The sequence below is a fragment of the Mycobacterium terramassiliense genome, from assembly GCF_900157385.1.
Taxonomy (GTDB): Bacteria; Actinomycetota; Actinomycetes; order Mycobacteriales; family Mycobacteriaceae; genus Mycobacterium; species Mycobacterium terramassiliense.
In genome coordinates this window covers 771960-792622 of sequence record NZ_LT717699.1, presented here as the reverse complement: position 1 = coordinate 792622, position 20663 = coordinate 771960, and the positions used below count along the sequence as shown (strand labels likewise).

The 20663-nt window shown below is 68.6% G+C and carries 7 protein-coding genes; 6 read left to right on the top strand and 1 reads right to left on the bottom strand.

Annotated elements, in window-relative coordinates; genetic code table 11:
• The first annotated feature begins 112 nt into the window (after positions 1–112).
• The 5 genes from MTAB308_RS07855 (at position 113) to MTAB308_RS07835 (ending at position 16956) form a co-directional block, all read left to right on the top strand.
• Entirely contained in the window at positions 113–9781 is a 9669-nt protein-coding gene (locus tag MTAB308_RS07855; protein WP_077098896.1) for a type I polyketide synthase, read from the top strand.
• Between the two features lie 166 nt (positions 9782–9947).
• Entirely contained in the window at positions 9948–11144 is a 1197-nt protein-coding gene (locus MTAB308_RS07850; RefSeq protein WP_077098895.1) for a hypothetical protein, read from the top strand.
• 168 nt (positions 11145–11312) lie between these two features.
• On the top strand, positions 11313–13505 hold the full coding sequence (locus MTAB308_RS07845) for an acyltransferase family protein (protein WP_077098894.1): 2193 nt from the start codon (positions 11313–11315) through the stop codon (positions 13503–13505).
• Between the two features lie 80 nt (positions 13506–13585).
• A complete protein-coding gene (locus MTAB308_RS07840) occupies positions 13586–15772 on the top strand; it encodes an acyltransferase family protein (protein WP_077098893.1) in 2187 nt (728 codons plus the stop codon).
• 83 nt (positions 15773–15855) lie between these two features.
• The gene (locus tag MTAB308_RS07835; RefSeq protein ID WP_077098892.1) at positions 15856–16956 is read left to right on the top strand and encodes an NAD-dependent epimerase/dehydratase family protein; all 1101 of its coding nucleotides are present in this window, start codon (positions 15856–15858) and stop codon (positions 16954–16956) included.
• Between the two features lie 5 nt (positions 16957–16961).
• Here MTAB308_RS07835 and MTAB308_RS07830 read toward each other — a convergent pair whose 3' ends face one another.
• A complete protein-coding gene (locus MTAB308_RS07830) occupies positions 16962–18242 on the bottom strand; it encodes a glycosyltransferase (RefSeq protein ID WP_077098891.1) in 1281 nt (426 codons plus the stop codon).
• A gap of 248 nt (positions 18243–18490) precedes the next feature.
• Between MTAB308_RS07830 and MTAB308_RS07825 the strand changes: the two genes are divergently transcribed.
• Positions 18491–20647 carry an acyltransferase family protein gene (locus MTAB308_RS07825; RefSeq protein ID WP_083746461.1) on the top strand — a complete coding sequence of 719 codons (2157 nt, stop codon included), beginning with the start codon at positions 18491–18493 and terminating at the stop codon, positions 20645–20647.
• Positions 20648–20663 lie beyond the last annotated feature (16 nt).

Genomic DNA, 20663 nt, shown 5'->3' with positions numbered 1-20663 from the left:
CCCAATGCATTGGACGGGTGTGTAATAATTCCCCGACTCGAGGAACGCGTCCTCTTCTCCTAAGGTTGGCGATCTTGCAGCACACCGCCCTCTTTCATGGTGGCCTCCCGCTGTGATTGAGTCGTCCATCCCGGCCGTCCTGCGGGAGCATGCCAGGCTGCGGCCGAACGAGACGGCCTACACGTTTGTCGACTATCAGCAGGACTGGAACGGCGTCGGCGAAAGCCTGACGTGGTCGCAGCTGTATCGGCGATCGCTCAACGTCGCGCGCGAGCTCAAATCCCGCGGTTCAATCGGTGATCGCGTGGTGATATCGGCGCCCCAGGGACTCGACTACGTCGCCGGGTTTCTCGGCGCGCTGCAGGCCGGGCAGATCGCGGTGCCGCTGTCGGAACCGCTGGGTGGTGCCACCGACGAACGGGTGAGCGCGGTCCTGGCCGACGCCTCGCCTTCGGTCATTCTCACCACATCCGCTCTCGCGGGAAGCATCGCAAACTACCTTTCGGCGCAGCCCGCCGAATCCCGGTCGTCCATCGTCGAGCTTGATCTGCTGGACCTCGACGCCGAGCCCGGTCCTTTCGCCGAGCCCGAAAACCCGCCAGACATCGCGTATCTGCAATACACGTCCGGGTCGACGCGAACGCCCGCCGGAGTCGTGATCTCGCACAAGAACATTGAGGCCAATTTCCAGCAGATCATTGCCGCCTATTACGGCGGTACCCCTCCCCCCGACGCCACCGTCGTGTCGTGGTTGCCGTTCTTTCATGACATGGGTCTGATCGTGGGCATCGTCCTTCCGGTGTTGGCGGGACTGCGCGCGGTGGTGACGAGCCCGATGTTCTTCCTGCAGCGACCGGCGCGGTGGATCCAGTTGATGGCCAGCAACACTCGCGCGTTTTCGGCGGGGCCCAACGTCGCGTTCGAATTGGCGGCGCTGAAGACGTCGGACGACGACCTGGCCGGGCTCGACCTCGGCGACGTGCGCCACATCCTCAACGGCGCCGAACGCGTACAACCGTCGACGATGCGGCGCTTTGCCGAGCGGTTCGCCCGCTTCAACCTCCGCCCCGACGCTTTGCGGCCTTCCTATGGGCTGGCGGAAACAGTGGTGTTCGTGGCGACCCGCGAATCGGGCCATCCACCGGAGATCGTGAGTTTCGAATCCGAGGAACTGACCGCCGGCCACGCGAAGCGGTGCGGGGCCGGGGAAGGTATGCCGCTGGTCAGTTACGGCATGCCGCCGTCGCCGACCGTGCGCATCGTCGACCCCGAAACCGGCATCGAGTGTGCGGCGGGAACGGTCGGCGAGATCTGGGTGCACGGCGACAACGTGGCCGACGGCTACTGGCAGAAACCCGAGGAGACCGCACGCACCTTCGGCGCAACGCTTGTCGGCCCGTCGGTCGGCACCCCCGAAGGGCCGTGGCTGAGAACCGGAGATTTGGGCTTCTTTTCCGACGGCGAGCTGTTCATCAAGGGCCGCATCAAAGACATCCTGATCGTCTACGGGCGCAACCACGCCCCCGACGACATCGAGGCGACGATCCAGGAGATCACCCACGGCCGCTGCGTGGCCATCGCGGTTGCCAACGGTGACGGCGCCGATCAACTCGTCACCATCGTCGAAGTCAAGAAGCGGGACGAATCCGAAGAGGCTGCGGCGCAGCGGATAGCCGCCGTGCGGCGCGATATCACCGCGGCGATATCCAAGGCGCACGGTCTGAGCGTGGCGGATCTCGTTCTGGTGCAAGCCGGTTCGATTCCCCTCACCACCAGCGGCAAGGTCAGGCGACGGGACTGCGTACAGCTGTACCTGCGTGACGAGTTCGCCCGCTTGGACGAGCCAATCCAGGCGCCGAAGCCGCAGAAAGTCGATGCCGCCGAGGCGGACTCGGGATTGGCCCAACGCCTGCGCACGCTGAGCCGGCAACAGCATGACCTGCTGGTCGCGGAGGTGTGCTCGCAGGCGGCGTCGGTGTTGGGCCGCCCCAACGCTCAACACATCGACCCCGAGCTGAGCTTCCAGGACCTCGGGTTCGACTCGGTGAAGGCCACCGAGTTGCTCGACCGGCTGAAAACGGTCACCGAACTGGACTTGCCGCTCACACTGGCCTTCGACTATCCCAGCCCAGACGAGTTGGCCACTTACCTGAGTCAGTTGCTGGGCGGGTCATCCCCGGCCGCCGCGTCGACGGGCGCGCAGGCGCGGGTGGACGAGCCGATCGCCGTGGTCGGGATGGCGTGCCGGTTCCCGGGTGGGGTGAATTCACCTGCGGCGCTGTGGGATTTGGTGGCCGGCGGCGTCGACGCGCTGGGGGAATTCCCCGCCGACCGGGGCTGGAACCTGGCGGACCTGTTTGACCCCGACCCCGACGCGGTCGGCAAGACCTACACGCGTGCCGGCGGTTTTGTGACGGACGTGGCCGGCTTTGACGCCGATTTCTTCGGGATCTCCGCCCGCGAGGCCCAGACCATGGACCCTCAGCAGCGACTGCTGCTGGAGGTCTGCTGGGAAGCGCTGGAATCCGCCCGCCTTGATCCCACCGCGTTGGCGGGTTCGGAGACCGGGGTGTTCGTCGGGGCCTGGTCACAAACCTACGGCGCTGGCGGTTCCGACAGCGCGGAGGGATACGGCCTGACCGGTTCATCCACGAGCGTGGTCTCCGGTCGAGTCGCCTACGCGCTGGGGTTGCAGGGCCCGGCCGTCACCGTCGACACGGCGTGCTCGTCGTCGCTGGTGGCCACGCACTGGGCCTGTGAATCGTTGCTCAAGGGCGAGTCGGCCCTGGCGTTGGCCGGTGGTGTGACGGTGATGACCACCCCGACCATCTTCACCGAGTTCGCCCGGCAGCGTGGGCTGGCCGCCGACGGGCGGTGTAAAGCCTTCTCCGCCAACGCCGATGGCACGGGCTGGGGCGAGGGCGCCGCTGTGTTGGTGCTGGAGCGGCTCAGCGACGCCCAGCGCAACCACCACCCGGTGCTGGCGGTCATCGCGGGATCGGCGATCAACCAGGACGGCGCGTCGAACGGGCTGACCGCCCCCAACGGGCCCGCCCAACAGCGCGTCATCACCCAGGCCGCGGCCAACGCCGGCATCGCGCTGGATCAGGTCGACGTCGTCGAGGCGCACGGCACCGGCACCAGTCTGGGCGACCCGATCGAGGCCGGCGCGCTGATCGCCACCTACGGCACCGCCCGTAGTGCCGAGCACCCGTTGTGGCTGGGGTCGATCAAATCCAACATCGGGCACACCCAGGCCGCCGCCGGGGTGGCCGGGATGATCAAGATGATCGAGGCCCTCAATCACGACACTCTCCCCCCGACGCTGAACGTCGATCGGCCCAGTCCGCACGTCGACTGGTCGGCCGGCACCGTGCGCCTGCTGACCGAGGCGGTGCCCTGGCCGCACACGGATCATGCCCGCACCGCGGCGGTCTCGTCCTTCGGGATCAGCGGCACCAACGCGCACCTGATCCTGCAACAAGCCCCCACGCCGGCACCGGCCGAACAAAGCGATGACGGCGCCGAGTTCGGGCTGTTGATGTGGCCGGTGTCGGCGCGCACCCCGACGGCGTTGAGCGCGCAGGCCGACCGGTTGCACCAGCACCTGGTCGACCACCCCGACCTGGATCTGACCGACGTGGCCTACAGCCTGGCCACCACGCGGACCCATCACTCGTATCGGGCGGCGATCACCGCGCCGGCGCACAGCGCCGATCCACGCAAAGAGCTTCTGGATGCGCTGGATGCGCTGCGGACCGGCCAACCCCATCCGCAGCTGGTCAGCCACCACTACCTGGCCCAGCCGCACGGCAAGATCGTGTTCGTGCTGCCCGGCCAGGGCGGCCAATACCCCGGGATGGGGCGCGAGCTCTACGAGCACCACCCCGTCTTCGCCGCCACCGTCGATGCCTGTGACGACGCGCTGCGCCCCTTCACCGACTGGTCGGTGCGCGACGTCTTGTGTCAGAACCCGGGCGCCCCGGCGCTGGACCGCGTCGACGTCGTGCAGCCGGTGCTGTTCACCATGATGGTCTCGCTCGCGGAGGTGTTGAGGGGCGACGGCATCGTTCCCGACGCCGTGATCGGCCACTCCCAGGGCGAGATCGCCGCGGCCTACATCGCCGGGGTGCTGCCCCTACCCGAGGCCGCCAAGGTGGTGGCGCTGCGCAGCCAAGCGCTCGGCGCCTTGGGTGGGACCGGCGCCATGGCATCGGTCCTGCTGGCCGCCGACGACCTGCGGCCGCGCCTGCAACCCTGGGGCGACGCGCTCTGCATCGCCACGGTCAACGGCCCCTCGCACACCATCATCAGCGGCGACCCCGCCGCGCTGGAGGAGTTCACCGCGGCCGGCGATCGCGACGGCCTGCACATCCGGCAGATCGCGGTCGATTACGCCTCGCACTCGGCCCACGTCGAACCGCTCCGGGAGCGCCTGCTCGACGAGCTGGCCGACCTGACTCCAATGCCCTCCAGCATCCCGCTGTATTCGACAGTGGGACAGGCGCTTTCGGCCGATCCGCTCGACACCACGACGATGGGCGCCGACTACTGGTATCGCAACCTGCGCGAGCCGGTCGGATTCCACGACCGGGTGGTCGAGCGCCTGGCCGACGGCGAGTGCACGTTCGTGGAACTCTCCCCGCACCCGGTGTTGGCCCCGGCGATCACCGACACCCTGGCCCAGGCCACGGGACGGACCCAGTCCGCGGTGATCACCACGCTGCACCGCGACCATCCCGACCAAGACAACCTGGCCACCGCCCTGGCCCACCTGCACAACCACGGCCACAGCCCGTCATGGTCGGCCCTGTATCCCCACGCCCGCACCATCGAGCTGCCCACCTACCCCTTCGAGCACCGCCGCTACTGGCTGAATCCCACATCGACCGGCGACGCTTCCGGGCTCGGCCAGGACCGGGCCGAGCATCCGCTGCTGGGTGCGGTGGTCGACCTTGCCGACCAGGACCAGGTCGTGTTGACCGGTCGGTTGTCGACGGCCACTCAGGGCTGGTTGCGCGGCCACCAAGTCCACGGCACCGTGCTGTTCCCCGCGACCGGGTTCATCGATGTCGTGTTGCAGGCCGGGGAATACACCGGCTGCCCGGTCATCGACGAACTGGTGCTCCATAGCCCGATGCGGCTGTCCGACGCCACGCCCACCGATCTGCAGATCGCCGTGCATTCGGCCGAGGACGGCGGGCGGCGTGCGTTCAGCGTGCACTCGCGCACCGGTGGCCACTCCGGCGTGTGGACTCTGCACGCCAGCGGCGAGCTGAGCTCCCAGCAGCCCGCCACACCGCCGACCCTGCCGGCGCCGGGTGTCGCGGCGCTCGACCAGGACGACTTCTACGAGGCGTTGTCCCAGCGGGGTTACGGCTACAGCGGACCGTTCCGGTCGCTGCGGGGCATCGGCACCGACCCGGCCCGGCCTGATGTCGTCTACGCCGAGGTGTCGTTGCCCGCCGGGACCGATGTCGCCGGCTACGGCATCCACCCCGCCCTGCTCGACGCCGCCCTGCACGCGATGGCATCCGTGTCGGACCAGACCGCTGCGGCCGACTCGGCGTCGCTGCGGCTTCCGTACGCGTTCAGCGGGATCACCCTGTACGCCACCGCGGCCACCCAGCTGCACGTCCGGCTGAGCGCCACCGCCGACGACACGTACGAGCTGCACGCCACCGACCCCACCGGCGCGCCGGTGATCACCATCCGCACGATCACCCTGCGTGAACTGCCCGACCTCGGCGCGCAACTGACCGCTGCGACCGGACTGCGCGACAGCGTGTTCCAACTGAGCTGGCCACCCTTGCTCGACACCTCGCCGGCGGCCGCCACCGCCCCCGAGTGGGCGGTTGTCACCGGCTCACCCGACCAACTCCCCGCCGCCCTGCGAAAGGGCCCGATCCACACCGACCTGGCGACCGTGACCCCGTGTCCGGAGGTGGTGATCTGGCTCCTGCCCGGGGCAGAAGACGCGGCCGATCCGCTGCGGCAGGCGCACAGCCTGGCCCGTGAGGTGTTGGCTCAGTTGCAGGGTTGGCTGGCCCGGTCCGATGCCGCGCACGCGCATTTGGTGGTCGTCACCCGAAATGCGGTCGGCGTGAGCGCTTTTGACGGGGTCCCCGATGCGGCGCACGCGGCGGCGTGGGCGCTGATCCACACCGCCCAGAACGAGCATCCCGAGCGCATCACGTTGCTGGACACCGATGGCTTCGCCGCCAGCCAGGACAAGCTGTCGGCGATCGTTGTGGCGCGACCGGCCGGTGAGCCGCAGCTGGCCGTGCGCAAGGGTGTTGTCCACGTTCCGCGGCTGGCCCGCACGCCGATCCTGGCGGCGCCGGGTGGGCCCGATTGGCAGTTGGGGACCAGCCGCAAGGGTGATCTGGCCAATCTGGCGTTGTTGCCCACCGAGGCGCCGGACGCGCTGGCGGCGGGGCAGATTCGCGTGCAGGTGCGCGCGGCCGGGCTGAACTTCCGTGATGTGGTGGTGGCGTTGGGCGCCATCGCCGATGACGGCATGGGCAGCGAGGCCGCCGGGGTGGTGCTGGAGGCCGGGCCCGGGACGTCGGTGCGTGTCGGGGATGCGGTGATGGGGCTGTTTCCGCATAACGCGTTTGCGCCCACCGCGATCACCGACGAGGCGATGGTGGTGGCGGTTCCGGCCGGCTGGTCGTTCACCCAGGCCGCCTCGGCGCCGATCGTGTATCTGACCGCCTACGTCTGCCTGGTGGAGATCGCCGGGCTGGCGGCGGGGCAGCGGGTGCTCATCCACGCCGGCGCCGGCGGGGTGGGTCAGGCCGCGATCCAGATCGCCCGGCACCTGGGTGCCGAGGTGTTCGCCACCGCGCACCCCGACAAACAGCACGTGCTGACCGGGCTGGGCATCGACGCCTCGCATATCGCGTCGTCGCGCACGCTGGATTTCGTCGACACGTTCAAGGCGGCCACCGACGGCCAAGGCATGGATGTGGTGCTCAACAGCCTGGCCGGGGACTTTGTCGACGCCTCGCTGCAGTTGCTGCCCCGCGGCGGCAGGTTCGTCGAGATCGGCAAGACCGACATCCGGGTGCCCGCCGAGATCGCCGCGGCCCATCCCGGGGTCGACTACCGCGTCTACGACTTGTCCAGTGCCGCATCGGAATCCCTGCAGCCGGCGTGGGCGGCGCTGCTGCAGCTGTTCGCCGCCGGTGCGCTGCGGCCGTTGCCCACCACCAGCTACGGGCTGGTCAACGCGCCGCAAGCCTTCCGCGACATGAGCCAAGGGATGCATACCGGAAAGATCGTGCTGATCCCGCAACCGGTGTTGGACCCCGAGGGTACGGCGCTGATCACCGGGGGCACCGGCATGCTGGGGGCGCTGTTCGCCGAACACCTCATCACCCACTACGGCATCAAGCACCTGCTGCTGCTGTCGCGCAGCGGGCCCGACGCTGCCGGGGCGGGCGAACTGCACCAACGCCTGGCCCAGCTGGGCGCGCAGGTCACCATCACCGCCTGCGACACCAGCAACCCCGCCGACCTGAGCGCGGCGCTGGACAGCGTTCCCCCGCAGCATCCTTTGACCGCCGTCGTCCACGCCGCCGGGCTGCTGGAGGACGCCGCGGTGAGCGACATGACCGCCGACCAGCTCGGTGCGGTCCTGGCCGCCAAGGCCGACGCCGCCTGGCATCTGCATCGCCTCACCGCCGACCGCGACCTGGCCGCGTTCGTGTTGTTCTCCTCGGCGGCCGGCATCCTGGGCAGCCCCGGGCAGGCCAATTACGCCGCCGCCAACGCCTTCCTGGACGCGCTGGCCCGCCACCGCCACCACACCCAACGCGCGGCCACCAGCGTGGCCTGGGGTTACTGGCAGACCCCGTCCGGGATGACCGCCCACCTCACCACCGGCGACCTGACCCGGCTCGCCGGCACCGGCCTGACGCCCATCACCAACGAACACGGCCTGGCCCTCTTCGACGCCGCACTCAGCAGTCAACGGTCCAACGTCCTGGCCAGCCCCTTCAACGTCGCCGCGTTGACCCGCCAAGCCCGCAACGGCGCCCTGCCCTCGATCCTGTCGACGCTTACCACCAGCCGCCCCCGCGCCAGCGCGGCCAGCGCCCGCAATCTGCGGGCGCAGCTCGCCACTCAAACGCCCGAACAGCAACTCCGCGCTCTCACCGCGATGGTCGCCACCACCACCGCCACCGTGTTGGCCCACCCGGACCCGGCGGGCCTCGATCCCGACCGCCCGTTCAAAGACCTGGGCATCGACTCGCTGACCGCCCTGGAACTGCGCAACACCCTCAACCAACACACCGGCCTGGCCCTGCCGGCAACCGTGGCCCTCGACCACCCCACGCCGGCCACGCTCGCCGCCCACCTGGCCGACCTACTCACCGACACCGCCCCCGCGCCCGCCGCCCCGGCGGCCCAGGTCAGCACGAATGGCGTTGAGCCGGTCGACAACAGGCTCGCATACGTGGATCAAGCGATATTTCTCGCGATGCGAGCGGTGCACGACACGCTGACTCAGTTCACGTGGCTGTACGACCATGCCGTCGACGTCGATGCGTTACGGCGCTTTCACCGCAATCTCGGGCGCGGGTTGCTGGGGCGCAGGATCGAACGGTCTCCGTTGGGGTTCGCGCGTGATCGCTGGGTCCTCGCCCCGGATTCGGCCGACCTCGACATCGACGCGACGCCGCGGCCGCGCGCCGACGTGAGCGCCTGGCTCGACGAGCGGGCACGCCTGCCCATTGATCCCGAGTGGGGACCCGGCTGGCATCTCGGGCTACTTCCGCTCGAGGACGGTGGGGCCGCGATAAGTCTGGTGGTGTCGCACACGCTCGTCGACGGGATCGGGCTCGGCCAGGCCATAGCCGACGCGGCCGAGGGCAGGACACGCGACTTCGGTTATCCGCCCGCGGGATCGCGCACCCGCAGGCACGCGGTGCGTGAGGACCTGCGGCAAACCGCCAAGGAACTGCCCGCAATAGCGAAGGCCTTCTCCTCCGCCGCCGGAAAGATCTGGCCCGACCGCAAGCAATTCACCTCATCGGTCAAAGCGGCGCCGCCGCCCCCTCGGACCGCCGACGACGATCAGGTGGTCGAGGTGCCCGCCCTGACCGCGTTCATCGACCTGGCGGACTGGGACGCTCGCGCGAAAAGCCTTGGCGCGAGCAGCAACTCGCTCGTAGCAGCGGTCGCGAGCAGACTCGCGGTGCGGGCGGGGCGCGTTCATGACGACGGAACGGTCACCCTGCGATTCCCGGTGACGCTGCGGACGGAGAACGATACCCGCGGCAATGCGCTCACCGTGGTCGACGTCGCGGTCGACCCGACGCACGCGGCGACGGACCTCGGGGACACCCACGCCAAGATCACGCGGGCAATCCTCGCGGCGATGAAGAACCCGGACGAGGAGTATCTGTCGACATTCCCACTGGCGCCGTTGGTGCCGAGGCGGTTGAACAGAAGGCTGGCGGCGATGGCGGCGGGGGGCGCCAGCCAACCGGTCACCGTCTCCAACGTCGGTGACCTGTCGCCTGCGGTAAACCGGCCCGACGGCACCGACGCCGACTATGCGTACCTGAGATCCATCGAACCCGACATCAAGAAAAGCACACTCGCTCACATCGGTGGGCAACTCTTCGTGGGTTCGGGGCGCAGCCGCGGGAAGATCTTTTTCAGAATCTCCGCATATGTTCTCGGCCGGGAAAACACCCAGGATGAGCTCCGGGAGATGGTGTCGCGTACGTTCGCCGAATTCGATCTGATTGCAGAAATCGATTGCTGACCTTGACCTTTCGTGCGGCCGGTCCCCTGTCAAGGGCTGCGGCATGAGCCCTGAAGCAAAATTCGGTGCCGGTCGTCCGGTCGTAACCGAAGAACCACCAGCGGCTCCGCCGTCGGACGAGCCGAGTACCCGGCGCCGACTCGGGTACGCGATCGTCGGGCTGCTTGTGCTGCTCTATGTGGCGTCGTGGGTTGTCTTCGCGAGCGTGTACGAACCCAATCTGCAGTTCTTCCCGTACTACGCCGTCGATTACAGCCAAGGCTTCGTCAGGCGGGGGCTCGGCGGCGAGATTCTGAACCTGTTCCCGGCCGACCTCTACTTCGGCGGCCTGTTGGTTCTGCGCTGGTTGGTGCCAACGGTGTTCGGAGTCGGCATCGCGGCGGTGGCGTGGACGGTGGCGGTCAGATTCGGCCGCTCGGAACGGCGGCTGATGCTGGCGCTGCTCACCCCGGTGCTGCCGTTGGGCGTTGTGCACGCCCTGGTTTTGCCAACGCCCGACCTTCTTGGCGAGGCGGCGCTGGCCGTGTTCGCGGTGGTGCTCGCCTCAGCGAAAAGGGACCGATCGCTGCCAGTCGCGAGCGGCATTTACGGCGCCGCGATCGCGGTGCTGACGCTGATCCACGAGGCGGTTCCCTTTCTGCTGGCGCTCGGCGCGATCCTGGCAATTGCGGTGCTGGCGCGCAGTTCCACCACAATCCGGCGGCGCAGCGCAATGCTCGCCGTGGCTCCCGGCTTGGTCGTCGCGCTGGCGATAGCGCTGCTGCGGCGGCGGGACGTGTCGTCGCAATGTGCCCGGTTGCCGCACGGCCCCGTTCGCTGGGCGCCCGGCCCGGCGCCGACCGGCGAACACGCCTACGTGGACTATCACGACTGGACTTGTCGCTTCATCACCGTCACGACAAGAAAGACTCCTTTCATCGGACCCGACCAGATTGGTTGGGGCCCTTTGATCATGTCGACAATGGCGGGGATCGTGATCCTCGCGCTGACGATGCTTGTCGTCAGGGGAATCTCCGGCGCACCCTTCGGACGATTTCGCCAAGCTGTGCAGGGCTGGCTTTCGTGGGTGACCGTGGCGACGCTGTTGTTGCTTCCGGTTTTCGCAACCTCAGCCGATTGGACGCGCTGGTGGATAGCGATCTCGTTCGATGTGGGCGTGGTCTATCTGCTCTACGCGGGCCGCCAACCTGAATCCAGCCGACCCGCCACCAGGGGAACCCGGGTCTGGTTCGCAGTCGCGATCGTCTTTTTTGCGCTCTCCCAAATCCTCGCTGCGGTCAATACCGAGCAGTCGGTGCGGGGTTTGGTAACCCGCTGCTCGCAGTTGGTGGATGACCCGATGTGGGTGGGGATCTGCCCCTGATCGCCATCGGCGTCGATCAGGGTTGATGCTTCCATCAGCGGGGCCGGCGACGCGAACGTCGGCCGACCACCCGCTCGGCCCGATTTGCTTCATGGAACCCACCCGGCTTGCTCGACACGTGTGTGATAATGCCTCGACCCAAAGAGAGCTCGTCTGCATCTCAGGTAGGTGACATTGCACCCGGCCGACAGTGTTAGCCCTACCGAGGCAGTAGCCGGGTCACCCCCGGAAAAGACGAAATTTCGCCCCGACATCGAGGGGTTACGCGCCGTCGCGGTGGTGGCCGTTGTCCTCTTCCACGCCGACATGCCGGGGATCGGTGGCGGGTTCGTCGGCGTGGACGTGTTCTTCGTCATCTCGGGCTTTCTGATCACCGGGCTGCTCTGGCGCGAGGCGAGCGGCACCGGCACCGTCCGGCTGCGCCGCTTCTACGGGGCCCGGGCCCGCCGCCTGCTGCCCGCATCGGCCACCGTCGGCGTGGTCACCATGATCGCGTCGGTGTTGCTGCTCCCCCCGCTGCAGTCCCCGCTGGTCATCATGGACGGCATCGCGTGCGCGCTCTATGTCGGCAACTACTGGTTCATCCAGCAACAGGTCGACTACTTCGCCGCGTCCCGGGCGGGGTCGCCGTTCCAGCACTACTGGTCATTGGGCGTCGAGGAGCAGTTCTACCTGGTGTGGCCGGCCCTGATCATTGGCACGGCCTGGCTCATCCGGCTGGTGCGGCGCCGGACCAGGGCCGAGGCGACCTCCTCAAAACGCCCATACCTGATGGTCCTGGCCCTCGTCGCGGCGGTGTCGTTCGCCCTGTCGCTGGCGATCACCTATGTGGCGCCGTTTGTGGCCTTCTTTTCGCTGCCCACCCGCGCCTGGCAGCTGGCCGCCGGGGGCCTGGTGGCCCTGACCGCCGGTCGGTGGCGCCGAATGGCCCCGAGGACAGCCGCGCTGAGCGGGTGGGCCGGGCTGGTCCTGATCCTCCTGGCCTGCACGCAGTTGGGACCGGCCACGCCGTACCCGGGTCTCGCCGCGCTGTTGCCCGTGCTGGGCGCGGCGCTGGTGATCGGCGCCGGCTGTCCGGCGCCGTCCCAGGGCTGCGGCCGCGCGCTGGCGGTGCGGCCGATGCGCGCGATCGGCCGGGTGTCTTACTCGTGGTACCTCTGGCACTGGCCCGTGGTGGTACTCGCGGCGCCGCTGCTGGGCCACACCCTCGGGCTGGCCGGCAGGCTGGCGGCGGTCCTCGTCTCCGGTGGGCTGGCCGTGCTCACCCTGCGCTTCATCGAGAACCCGCTGCGATTCGCCGCCCCGATACGCCGCTCCGCCCTGGCCAGCCTCGCGCTCGGCGGCGCCGCCACCGTGATCGCGGTCACCGTGGGTGTGGCGCTGCTGGCGTCGATTCCCGTGCCGGTCGGACGCGGCCCGGCGGCTGCGGCGCTGTCCATCACCGCAACGCCGCCTCCCCCGGGGTCCACGATCAACGCCTACGACGCGGCGGTGCGGCAGGAGTTCGCGCAGGTGCAGGCGGCCGTCGCAGCGTCGGCCGACCTCCGAGCCGTCCCGTCGAACCTCACCCCGCCGCTCGCCGGCGCGGCGGCCGAATACAAGACGGTGTTCCAGAACGGGTGCCTGCGCAATCTCTTCGAAGCCGGACAGCCGGAGTGCGCAACCGGCGATACTGCCTCGACAACGACGGTGGCCCTGCTCGGCGACTCCCACGCCACGATGTGGAGCCCGGCGTTCCAGGAGGTCGCCTCGCAACGGCACTGGCGGCTGGAGACCCTGGGGAAGGGCGCCTGCACGCCGATGGACTTGCCCATCGCCGACACCATCCGCCGCGCGGTGTCCAACGCCATGTGCCAGCAGTGGCGCGCTCAGATCCTCGCCAGGCTGCAGACCGAGCAGCCGCGGCTGGTCGTGGTCAGCATGTACCGCGGGTATGGCTTCGGGCACAGCTACACGCCGGGCTTCACCTCCTACGATCCGGTGTGGAACGACGGCCTGGCCCGCCTGGTGCAGCAGCTTCGTCGCGCCGGTGCGCAGGTGCTGGTATTGGGACCGATCCCCAGCCCGCGCGCGGCGGCGCCAATCTGCTTGTCCTCGAACCTCGAAGACGCGAGCGCCTGCTCATCGCCGCGAGCGACGGCGGTCAACGAATCCGGCATCGCCGCCGAGTCCGCCGCCACCCAGGCCGCCGGCGGGCAATACGCCGACCTCACCGAGTTGTTCTGCGCCGGCGGCCGCTGCCCGGTCATCGTCGGCAACACCCTGGTGTACTTCGACGCCAACCACATGACCGTCGAATACGCCCAGGCGCTGGCGCCGGTGATCGGCGCCCTGGCCGATCGCGCGCTCGCCCACAGTTGACATCGTGCAATCGATCCAGCCTTGTTAGGCAGGTGTGTGATAATGCCTCGACTCGACGGACTCGTCCTCTTCCCAGGTAGGTGACCTTGCACCCGACCGACAGCGTTAGCCCTACCCGGGCGGTCCCGAATCGGAGCCCGGAAAAGGCGGGATTTCGTGCCGACATCGAGGGCCTGCGCGCGGTCGCCGTGGTGGCCGTCGTCCTGTTCCACGCGGACGTCACGGGGGCGGGCGGTGGGTTCGTCGGGGTGGACGTCTTCTTCGTCATCTCGGGCTTCCTGATCACCGGGCTGCTCTGGCGCGAGGCAAGCGCGTCCGGCACCGTCCGGCTGGCCCGCTTCTACGGGGCGCGGGCCCGCCGACTGCTGCCGGCGTCGGCCACGGTCGGCGTGGTGATCATGCTCGGCTCGGCTGCCTTGTTACCCGCGTTGCAGTCCCGGCGGATCATCGGTGACGGCATCGCCAGCGCGCTGTACGTCAGCAACTACCGGTTCGTGCTGCAAGGTGTCGAATACCTCGCCACCAACCTGCCGCCGTCGCCGTTCGAGCACTACTGGTCGTTGGGCGTCGAGGAGCAGTTCTATCTGGTGTGGCCGGCCCTGATCATCGGTACGGCGTGGCTCATCCGGCTGGTGCGGCGGCGGACCAGGGCCGAGGCGACCTCCTCGAAACGCCCATACCTGGTGGTACTGGCCCTGGTCGCGGCGGCCTCGTTCGCGTTGTCGCTGGTGGTCACCCGCCTGGCGCCACCGGTGGCGTTCTTTTCGCTGCCCACCCGGGCCTGGGAGCTGGCCGTCGGCGGCCTGGTGGCCCTCACCGCCGGCCAATGGCGCCGCCTGCCGCCACCTGCCGCCGCGGTCGCCGGATGGGGGGGCCTCGCATCAATCCTGCTGGCATGCACTTGGTTGGACCGGAGCACGCCCTACCCGGGTACCGCCGCGCTGTTGCCCGTGCTGGGTGCGGCGCTGGTGATCGGCGCGGGCTGCGCCACCCCCGCGCAGGGATGCGGCCGCGTCCTGGCGGTGCGGCCGATGCGGGCGATCGGCCGGGTGTCCTACTCGTGGTACCTATGGCACTGGCCGGTGCTGCTGGTGGCGATGTCCACCCCCGCATGGTCGCAGCACCCGCTCGGGCTGGCGATCGTGATGATCCTGTTTTCCCTCGGGCTGGCCGCGCTGACCCTGCGTTTCATCGAGAACCCGCTGCGATTCGCGGACCCCGTGCGCCGATCGGCTGCCCGCAGTCTCGCGGTTGGCGGCGGCGCCACAGCGATAGCCGTCTGTGTGGGCGTAACGCTGCTGGTAGCGGTGCCCACCCCGGTCGGCCGTGGCCCGGCGGCAACCGCGCTGACCCTCACCGCGACGCCTCCCCCCGCCGGCTCCGACCTCGCCGCGTACGACACTGCGGTGAAGCAGGCATTCGCGCAGGTGCAGGCTGCGGTCGCGGCATCGGGCGACCTCAAAGCGGTCCCGTCGAACCTGACGCCCCCGCTCGCCGACGCGATGAACGTGCCCCTGGGCCCCACGGACTGCTTGCGCGACATTCTCCAAATCGATCATCCCCTGTGCGCGACGGGCGATACCGCGTCGTCGACGACGGTGGCCCTGATCGGCGATTCGAACGCCGCGATGTGGGAGCCGGCCTTCGAAAGGGCCGCCGCGCAGCGGCACTTGCGGCTCGACACCCTGACCAAGGGCTACTGCCCATGGCTGGACCTGCCCTTCACAATCCCTCTCTTTGGCCGGGAGTACACCGAGTGCGAGCGGTGGCGAGACCAGATACTTGCCCGGTTACGGATCGAGCGGCCCCGGCTAATCGTCCTCGACATGATGCGCCGATACGGTGCCCGCTACGGGTGGGCGTCAGGTTTCACGTCATACGACCCGGCGTGGATCGCCAGCCTGACCCGCGATGTACAGCAGCTGCGCGACATCGGTGCGCAGGTCCTGGTGCTCGGAGCGATCCCGGATCCGCAGTCGGTGGTGCCCATCTGCCTGTCGCTGCACCTCGATGACGCGAGCGCCTGTTCGCCGCCGAGGTCCAAGGCGGTGAACCAACCCGGCGTCGCGGCCGAGTCCGCCGCGACCAAGGCCGGCGACGGGCAATATGCCGACCTCACCGAACTGTTCTGCACCGCCGACCGCTGCCCGGTCATCGTCGGCAACACCCTGGTGTACCGCGATCAGATGCACATCACGTTCGAATACAGCCGGCTGTTGGCGCCGGTCATCGGCGCCCTGGTCGACCGCGCACTCGCCCCGGGCTGACATGGAACGCCCACCCAGCAACGCGTGCCGGTCACGCACTTCCCTGGCAAAGTAACGAGAGGCAACGGATTTTGGCGACATCAGTGCTCATCACTGGCGGGGCAGGGTTTATCGGGTCTGCGCTTGCGCGCCGGCTCGTCGGGGCCGGGTACGACGTCGCCGTGATGGACGTCTTGCACCCGCAGGTACACGGCGAACATGGGGCGATCGACCTGCCGCCATCGGTGCGGCTGTGCACAGGCGATGTCACCCATGCGCCCGACTGGGATGCCGTGCTGCGGTTATGCCGGCCGTCCCAGGTCGTGCATCTGGCGGCCGAGACGGGAACGGCGCAGTCGCTGTCGGAAGCGACCCGCCATGGTTCGGTCAACGTGGTGGGCACCACGCAGCTGCTCGACGCCCTGAGCCGCGCGGCTCATGTGCCCGACCAGATCGTCTTGGCATCGTCGCGGGCCGTCTACGGGGAGGGCGCCTGGCAGTCCGGCTCTCAGGTCTTCTATCCGCAGCCGCGTAGCCACGCTCAGCTCGCGTCCGGCGTCTGGGATCCCCACGGTCCCACCGATCTGCCCGCGATCCCGCTGCCGAGCTCCGCCGGCCGAACCGAGCCCCGGCCCACCAACATCTACGCGGCGACCAAGCTCGCCCAAGAGCACATCTTGGCGGCGTGGACAGCGGCCCACGACTCCCGTCTCAGCGTGCTGCGGCTGCAGAATGTGTACGGACCGGGTCAGTCGCTGACGAATTCCTACACCGGAATCGTCGCTCTCTTCGCGCGGCTGGCACGCCAGCAGCGCGCGCTGGAGGTCTACGAAGACGGACAGATCGTGCGCGACTTCGTCTATATCGACGACGTCATCGCGGCGCTGTTCGCCGCGATCGAAAGACCCGCATCCCCGCAACGCTGCCTGGACATCGGGTCGGGCACCCCTACCACGATCCACGAACTGGCCCTCAAGATCGCCGCCATCTGCCACGCCCCCGAACCTGTCGTCGTGGCGAAGTTCCGCGACGGCGACGTGCGGGCCGCGAGCTGCGACATCGAGCCGGCAAAGAGGGCACTCGACTGGCTCCCGCAACGGGCGCTCGAGGACGGTCTAGATGCCCTGCTCGGCTGGATCGGGGAGCAACCCGAATCGGGCGTCGGGCCAGGCGATCACACGCCCCTGACGGCCCTGCTGAGGTAGACGGCTCAGCCGACCGGCTTGAGGCGGGCGAATTCTTCCACCAGGTCGGCGGTGATCGCAACGCTGTCGGCGGGTTTGGTCATCCGGGTGGCGAGCTCGCGGGCGCGGGTGAGACATTGCGGGGCAAGGACGGTGCGGAGGTCGGCGACCAACGATTTCTCGGTGGTGGCCGAAAAGCGCCGTCCGGTGCCGACTTTCAGTCGTTTCACCCGAGCTCCCCAGAGCCCCTGATCGGGCAGTGTCCAGAGGATCAACGTCGGCAGTCCCGCGCGCAGGCCCGCGTTCGTCGTTCCCGCACCGCCGTGGTGCACGAACGCGCGGCAGGCGGGCAGGGCGGCGGCGTAGTTCATCACGCCCACCACCTTGACGTGCTCCGAATGTTCGACGTTGCTGTAGTCGGTCCCGGCTGCGCAGATCAGCGCCCGCTCGCCCAGCTGCGCGCAGGCCGAGCTGATCATCGACAGCGTGTCGGCGGCTGATTCGACGCCTACGCTGCCGAAGCCGAAGCAGATCGGCGGTGTTCCCGCGGCGATCCATGCCGCGACCTCGCCATCGGTGTCCGTCGGCAACTCCATCGTCAGCGCGCCGACGAACGGCCTTCTGGGGGGCCGCTGCTCATTCCATTTCGCCCATTCGGCCGCCAGCCCGGGGTAGCAAACCTCGTCGTAGGCCTGGATTTCCAACGATCCGCGTTCGGTGATCCGACGCGGCCAGGGGCTGGTCGCCTCGGGCAAACCGAGTTCACGGCGCTGAGCATCCTCGATCTTCTTCCCTCCGCGCCACGCCGACCAGTCGAGCATCCTCGTCGCGGAGCGGGCCAACGGCGCCGGCAAGATCGGCAGGAGCTGGCCGTTGACGCGCAGCGGGAAGATATGCAGGGTGGCGAACGGAATGCCGCAATGCTCCGCGGCGTTGAGCGCGTCGTTCTCGTAATTCATGCCGGTGAGCAACAGGTCGGCCCCGTCCGCCAGCGACGTGAGCGTCTTGGCGACCTCGGCCCGGCACTGCGTCAGGGGCGCCGAATACTCGGCCGACAACCTGCCCAGCTCCCGGATCCTCCAAGGGGTAGTGAACAAGCCCGCCCAGAAATCGCGGTGGGGGTCGAGGATCGCTTTCATAGGCGGTCCGTAGGCCACCGCCGTAGGGCCGGCCGCCTCCGTGAAGCTGACCATTTCGGGCGCGACGGCCATGTGCACCTCGTGGCCGCGGCGCACCAGCTCGCGGCCGACGGTGACGTAGGGCTCGACTTCTCCGCGAGTTCCCCAGTTTGCCAGCACAAATTTCATCGGCGAGACCCTAGCCCTTTCACATCCCGTGCACGCTCTGGCAAATGGAAGCAGCCCGTCTACCCGGCTCAGCCGCCCAGCAGCATAACCCCGGCACTGGCGCTATCAGACTAGAAGCCGGGAAACCCTGGGCAGCAGCGCGCTCGGGCTACAGCTCCCGGTGTGTCCGCAGTTGAGGATTCGGCCGAAAACTGTTGAACAGGTGTGTGATAATTCCTCGATTCTCAGAATACTTTCCCGTTAGGTGGGTGGTAGTGCGTCAGGTCGACAGCGTCACCGCAACCGATGAGGCACAGCACCGGCACCCGCCACGCAAGGAATTCCGTCCGGACATCGAGGGTCTGCGTGCCGTTGCGGTGGTGGCCGTCGTGCTGTTTCACGCCCACATCCCGGGCGTGAGCGGTGGCCTCGTCGGCGTGGACGTATTCTTCATCATCTCGGGCTTTCTGATCACGGGGCTGCTCTGGCGCGAGGTGAGCAGCACCGGGACCGTCGGACTGCGCCGGTTCTACGGGGCGAGGGCGCGCCGGCTGCTACCGGCGTCGGCCACGGTGGGCGTCGTCATCATGATCGGCGCCGCCGCCATGTCGCCTATATTGCAGACCCGGAACATTTTCATTGACGGCATTGCCAGCGCGTTGTACGTCAGCAATTACCGCTTCATGCTCCAGGGCGTCGACTATCTCGCCGACGCCCTGCCTTCGCCATTCCTGCACTACTGGTCATTGGGCGTCGAGGAGCAGTTCTACCTGGTGTGGCCGGCCCTGATCATCGGCACGGCCTGGCTCATCCGGCACGCGCGGCGGCGGACCGGGGCTCAGGGCCCCTCCTCACAACGCCCTTATCTGCTTGTCCTGGTGCTGGTCGCGACGGCGTCGTTTGCGCTGTCACTGGTATTCACTCGCGCAGTGCCCCCGGTGGCGTTCTTTTCGCTGCCCACCCGAGCCTGGGAGTTAGCCGTCGGTGGTCTGGTGGCCCTCACCATCGACCAGTGGCGCCGACTCCCTGCACTGGTCGCCGCGATCGCGGGATACGCGGGACTAGGCATGGTCCTGCTGGCCTGCACCCGGTTGGGTCCGGATACGCCCTATCCGGGCACCGCCGCGCTGTTGCCCGTGCTGGGCGCGGCGCTGGTGATCGGCGCCGGCTGCGCCCTGCCGGCGCGGGGAGTCGGGCGCGTCCTGGCGTTGCGCCCGATGCGCGCGATCGGCCGGGTGTCCTACTCGTGGTATCTATGGCACTGGCCGTTGCTTCTAGTGGTACCCGCGGCGGCGACCGGCCATTCCCTGGGGCAACGGCTGACAGCGGTCGCGGTGTCGCTGGGGCTGGCCTTCTTGACTCTGCGTTTCATCGAGAACCCGATTCGCTTCGCCGCTCCCTTGCGACGGTCGGCCAACCGCAGTCTCGCCGTGGGCGGCACCGCGACCGCGATCGCGGCCAGCGTCGGCGTGGCACTGCTGGTGTTGATGCCCGTCCCGGTCGGCCGCGGTCCGGCGGCTCCAGCGCCGGCCTTCTCCGCGACGTCGCCGCCCGCCGGTTCTGGCATTGACGCCTACGACACGGCGGTCCAGCATGCATTCGCGCAGGTACAGGCGGCGGTCGCCGCATCCGTCGGGCTGCAGGCCGTCCCTTCGAACCTAACCCCACCGCTGGCCGGTGTGACGGCCGAAGTCAAGGCTTTGTACTTGCACGGCTGTCTTCGCAATTTTTTCGAAGTCGGACAGCCCGAGTGCGCGTCGGGCGATACCACCTCCTCGACGTCCGTGGCACTGGTCGGCGACTCGCATGCCGCGATGTGGTATCCGGCGTTTGAACAAGCCGCTACCCAGCGGCACTGGCGGCTGGAGACGATGACCAAGGCCGCCTGCCCCATGCTTGATCTGCCCACCATCAACACCGCCGTTAACCGGCCTTACACCGAGTGCGACCAGTGGCGGGGTCAGATCACCGCGCGGTTAAACGCCGAGCATCCGCGGCTCATCGTGCTCAGCATGATGCGCGGCCATCCGTTGTCCTTCGACTCGGGGTGGATCGACGCCCTAGGCCGCCTCGTAACACAACTGCGCGGCACCGGCGCGCAAGTGCTGGTCCTCGGGCCGATTCCGATTCCGCGGTCAACGGTGCCGGACTGCCTGGCCGGCCACCTTGACGATGCGACGGCCTGCTCGCTGCCGACCTCGAAAGCGGTGAACCAGGCCGGCATCGCCGCTGAAGCCGCCGCCACCAAAGCCGCCGGCGCACGATACTCCGACGTCACCGCGCTGTTCTGCACGGCTGAGCGCTGCCCGGTCATCGTGGGCAACGCCCTGGTCTACGTCGACAACAGCCACCTGACACCCCAGTACGCCCGGGCGTTAGCGCCGCTGATGGGGGCACTTGCCGACCGCACACTCGCCGCTGGGTGACACGCCGGGGCGTACC

Coding starts and splice junctions, on each gene's coding strand:
- MTAB308_RS07830 (WP_077098891.1), bottom strand. CDS start 18,242: ATGAAATTTGTGCTGGCAAACTGGGGAACTCGCGGAGAAGTCGAGCCC.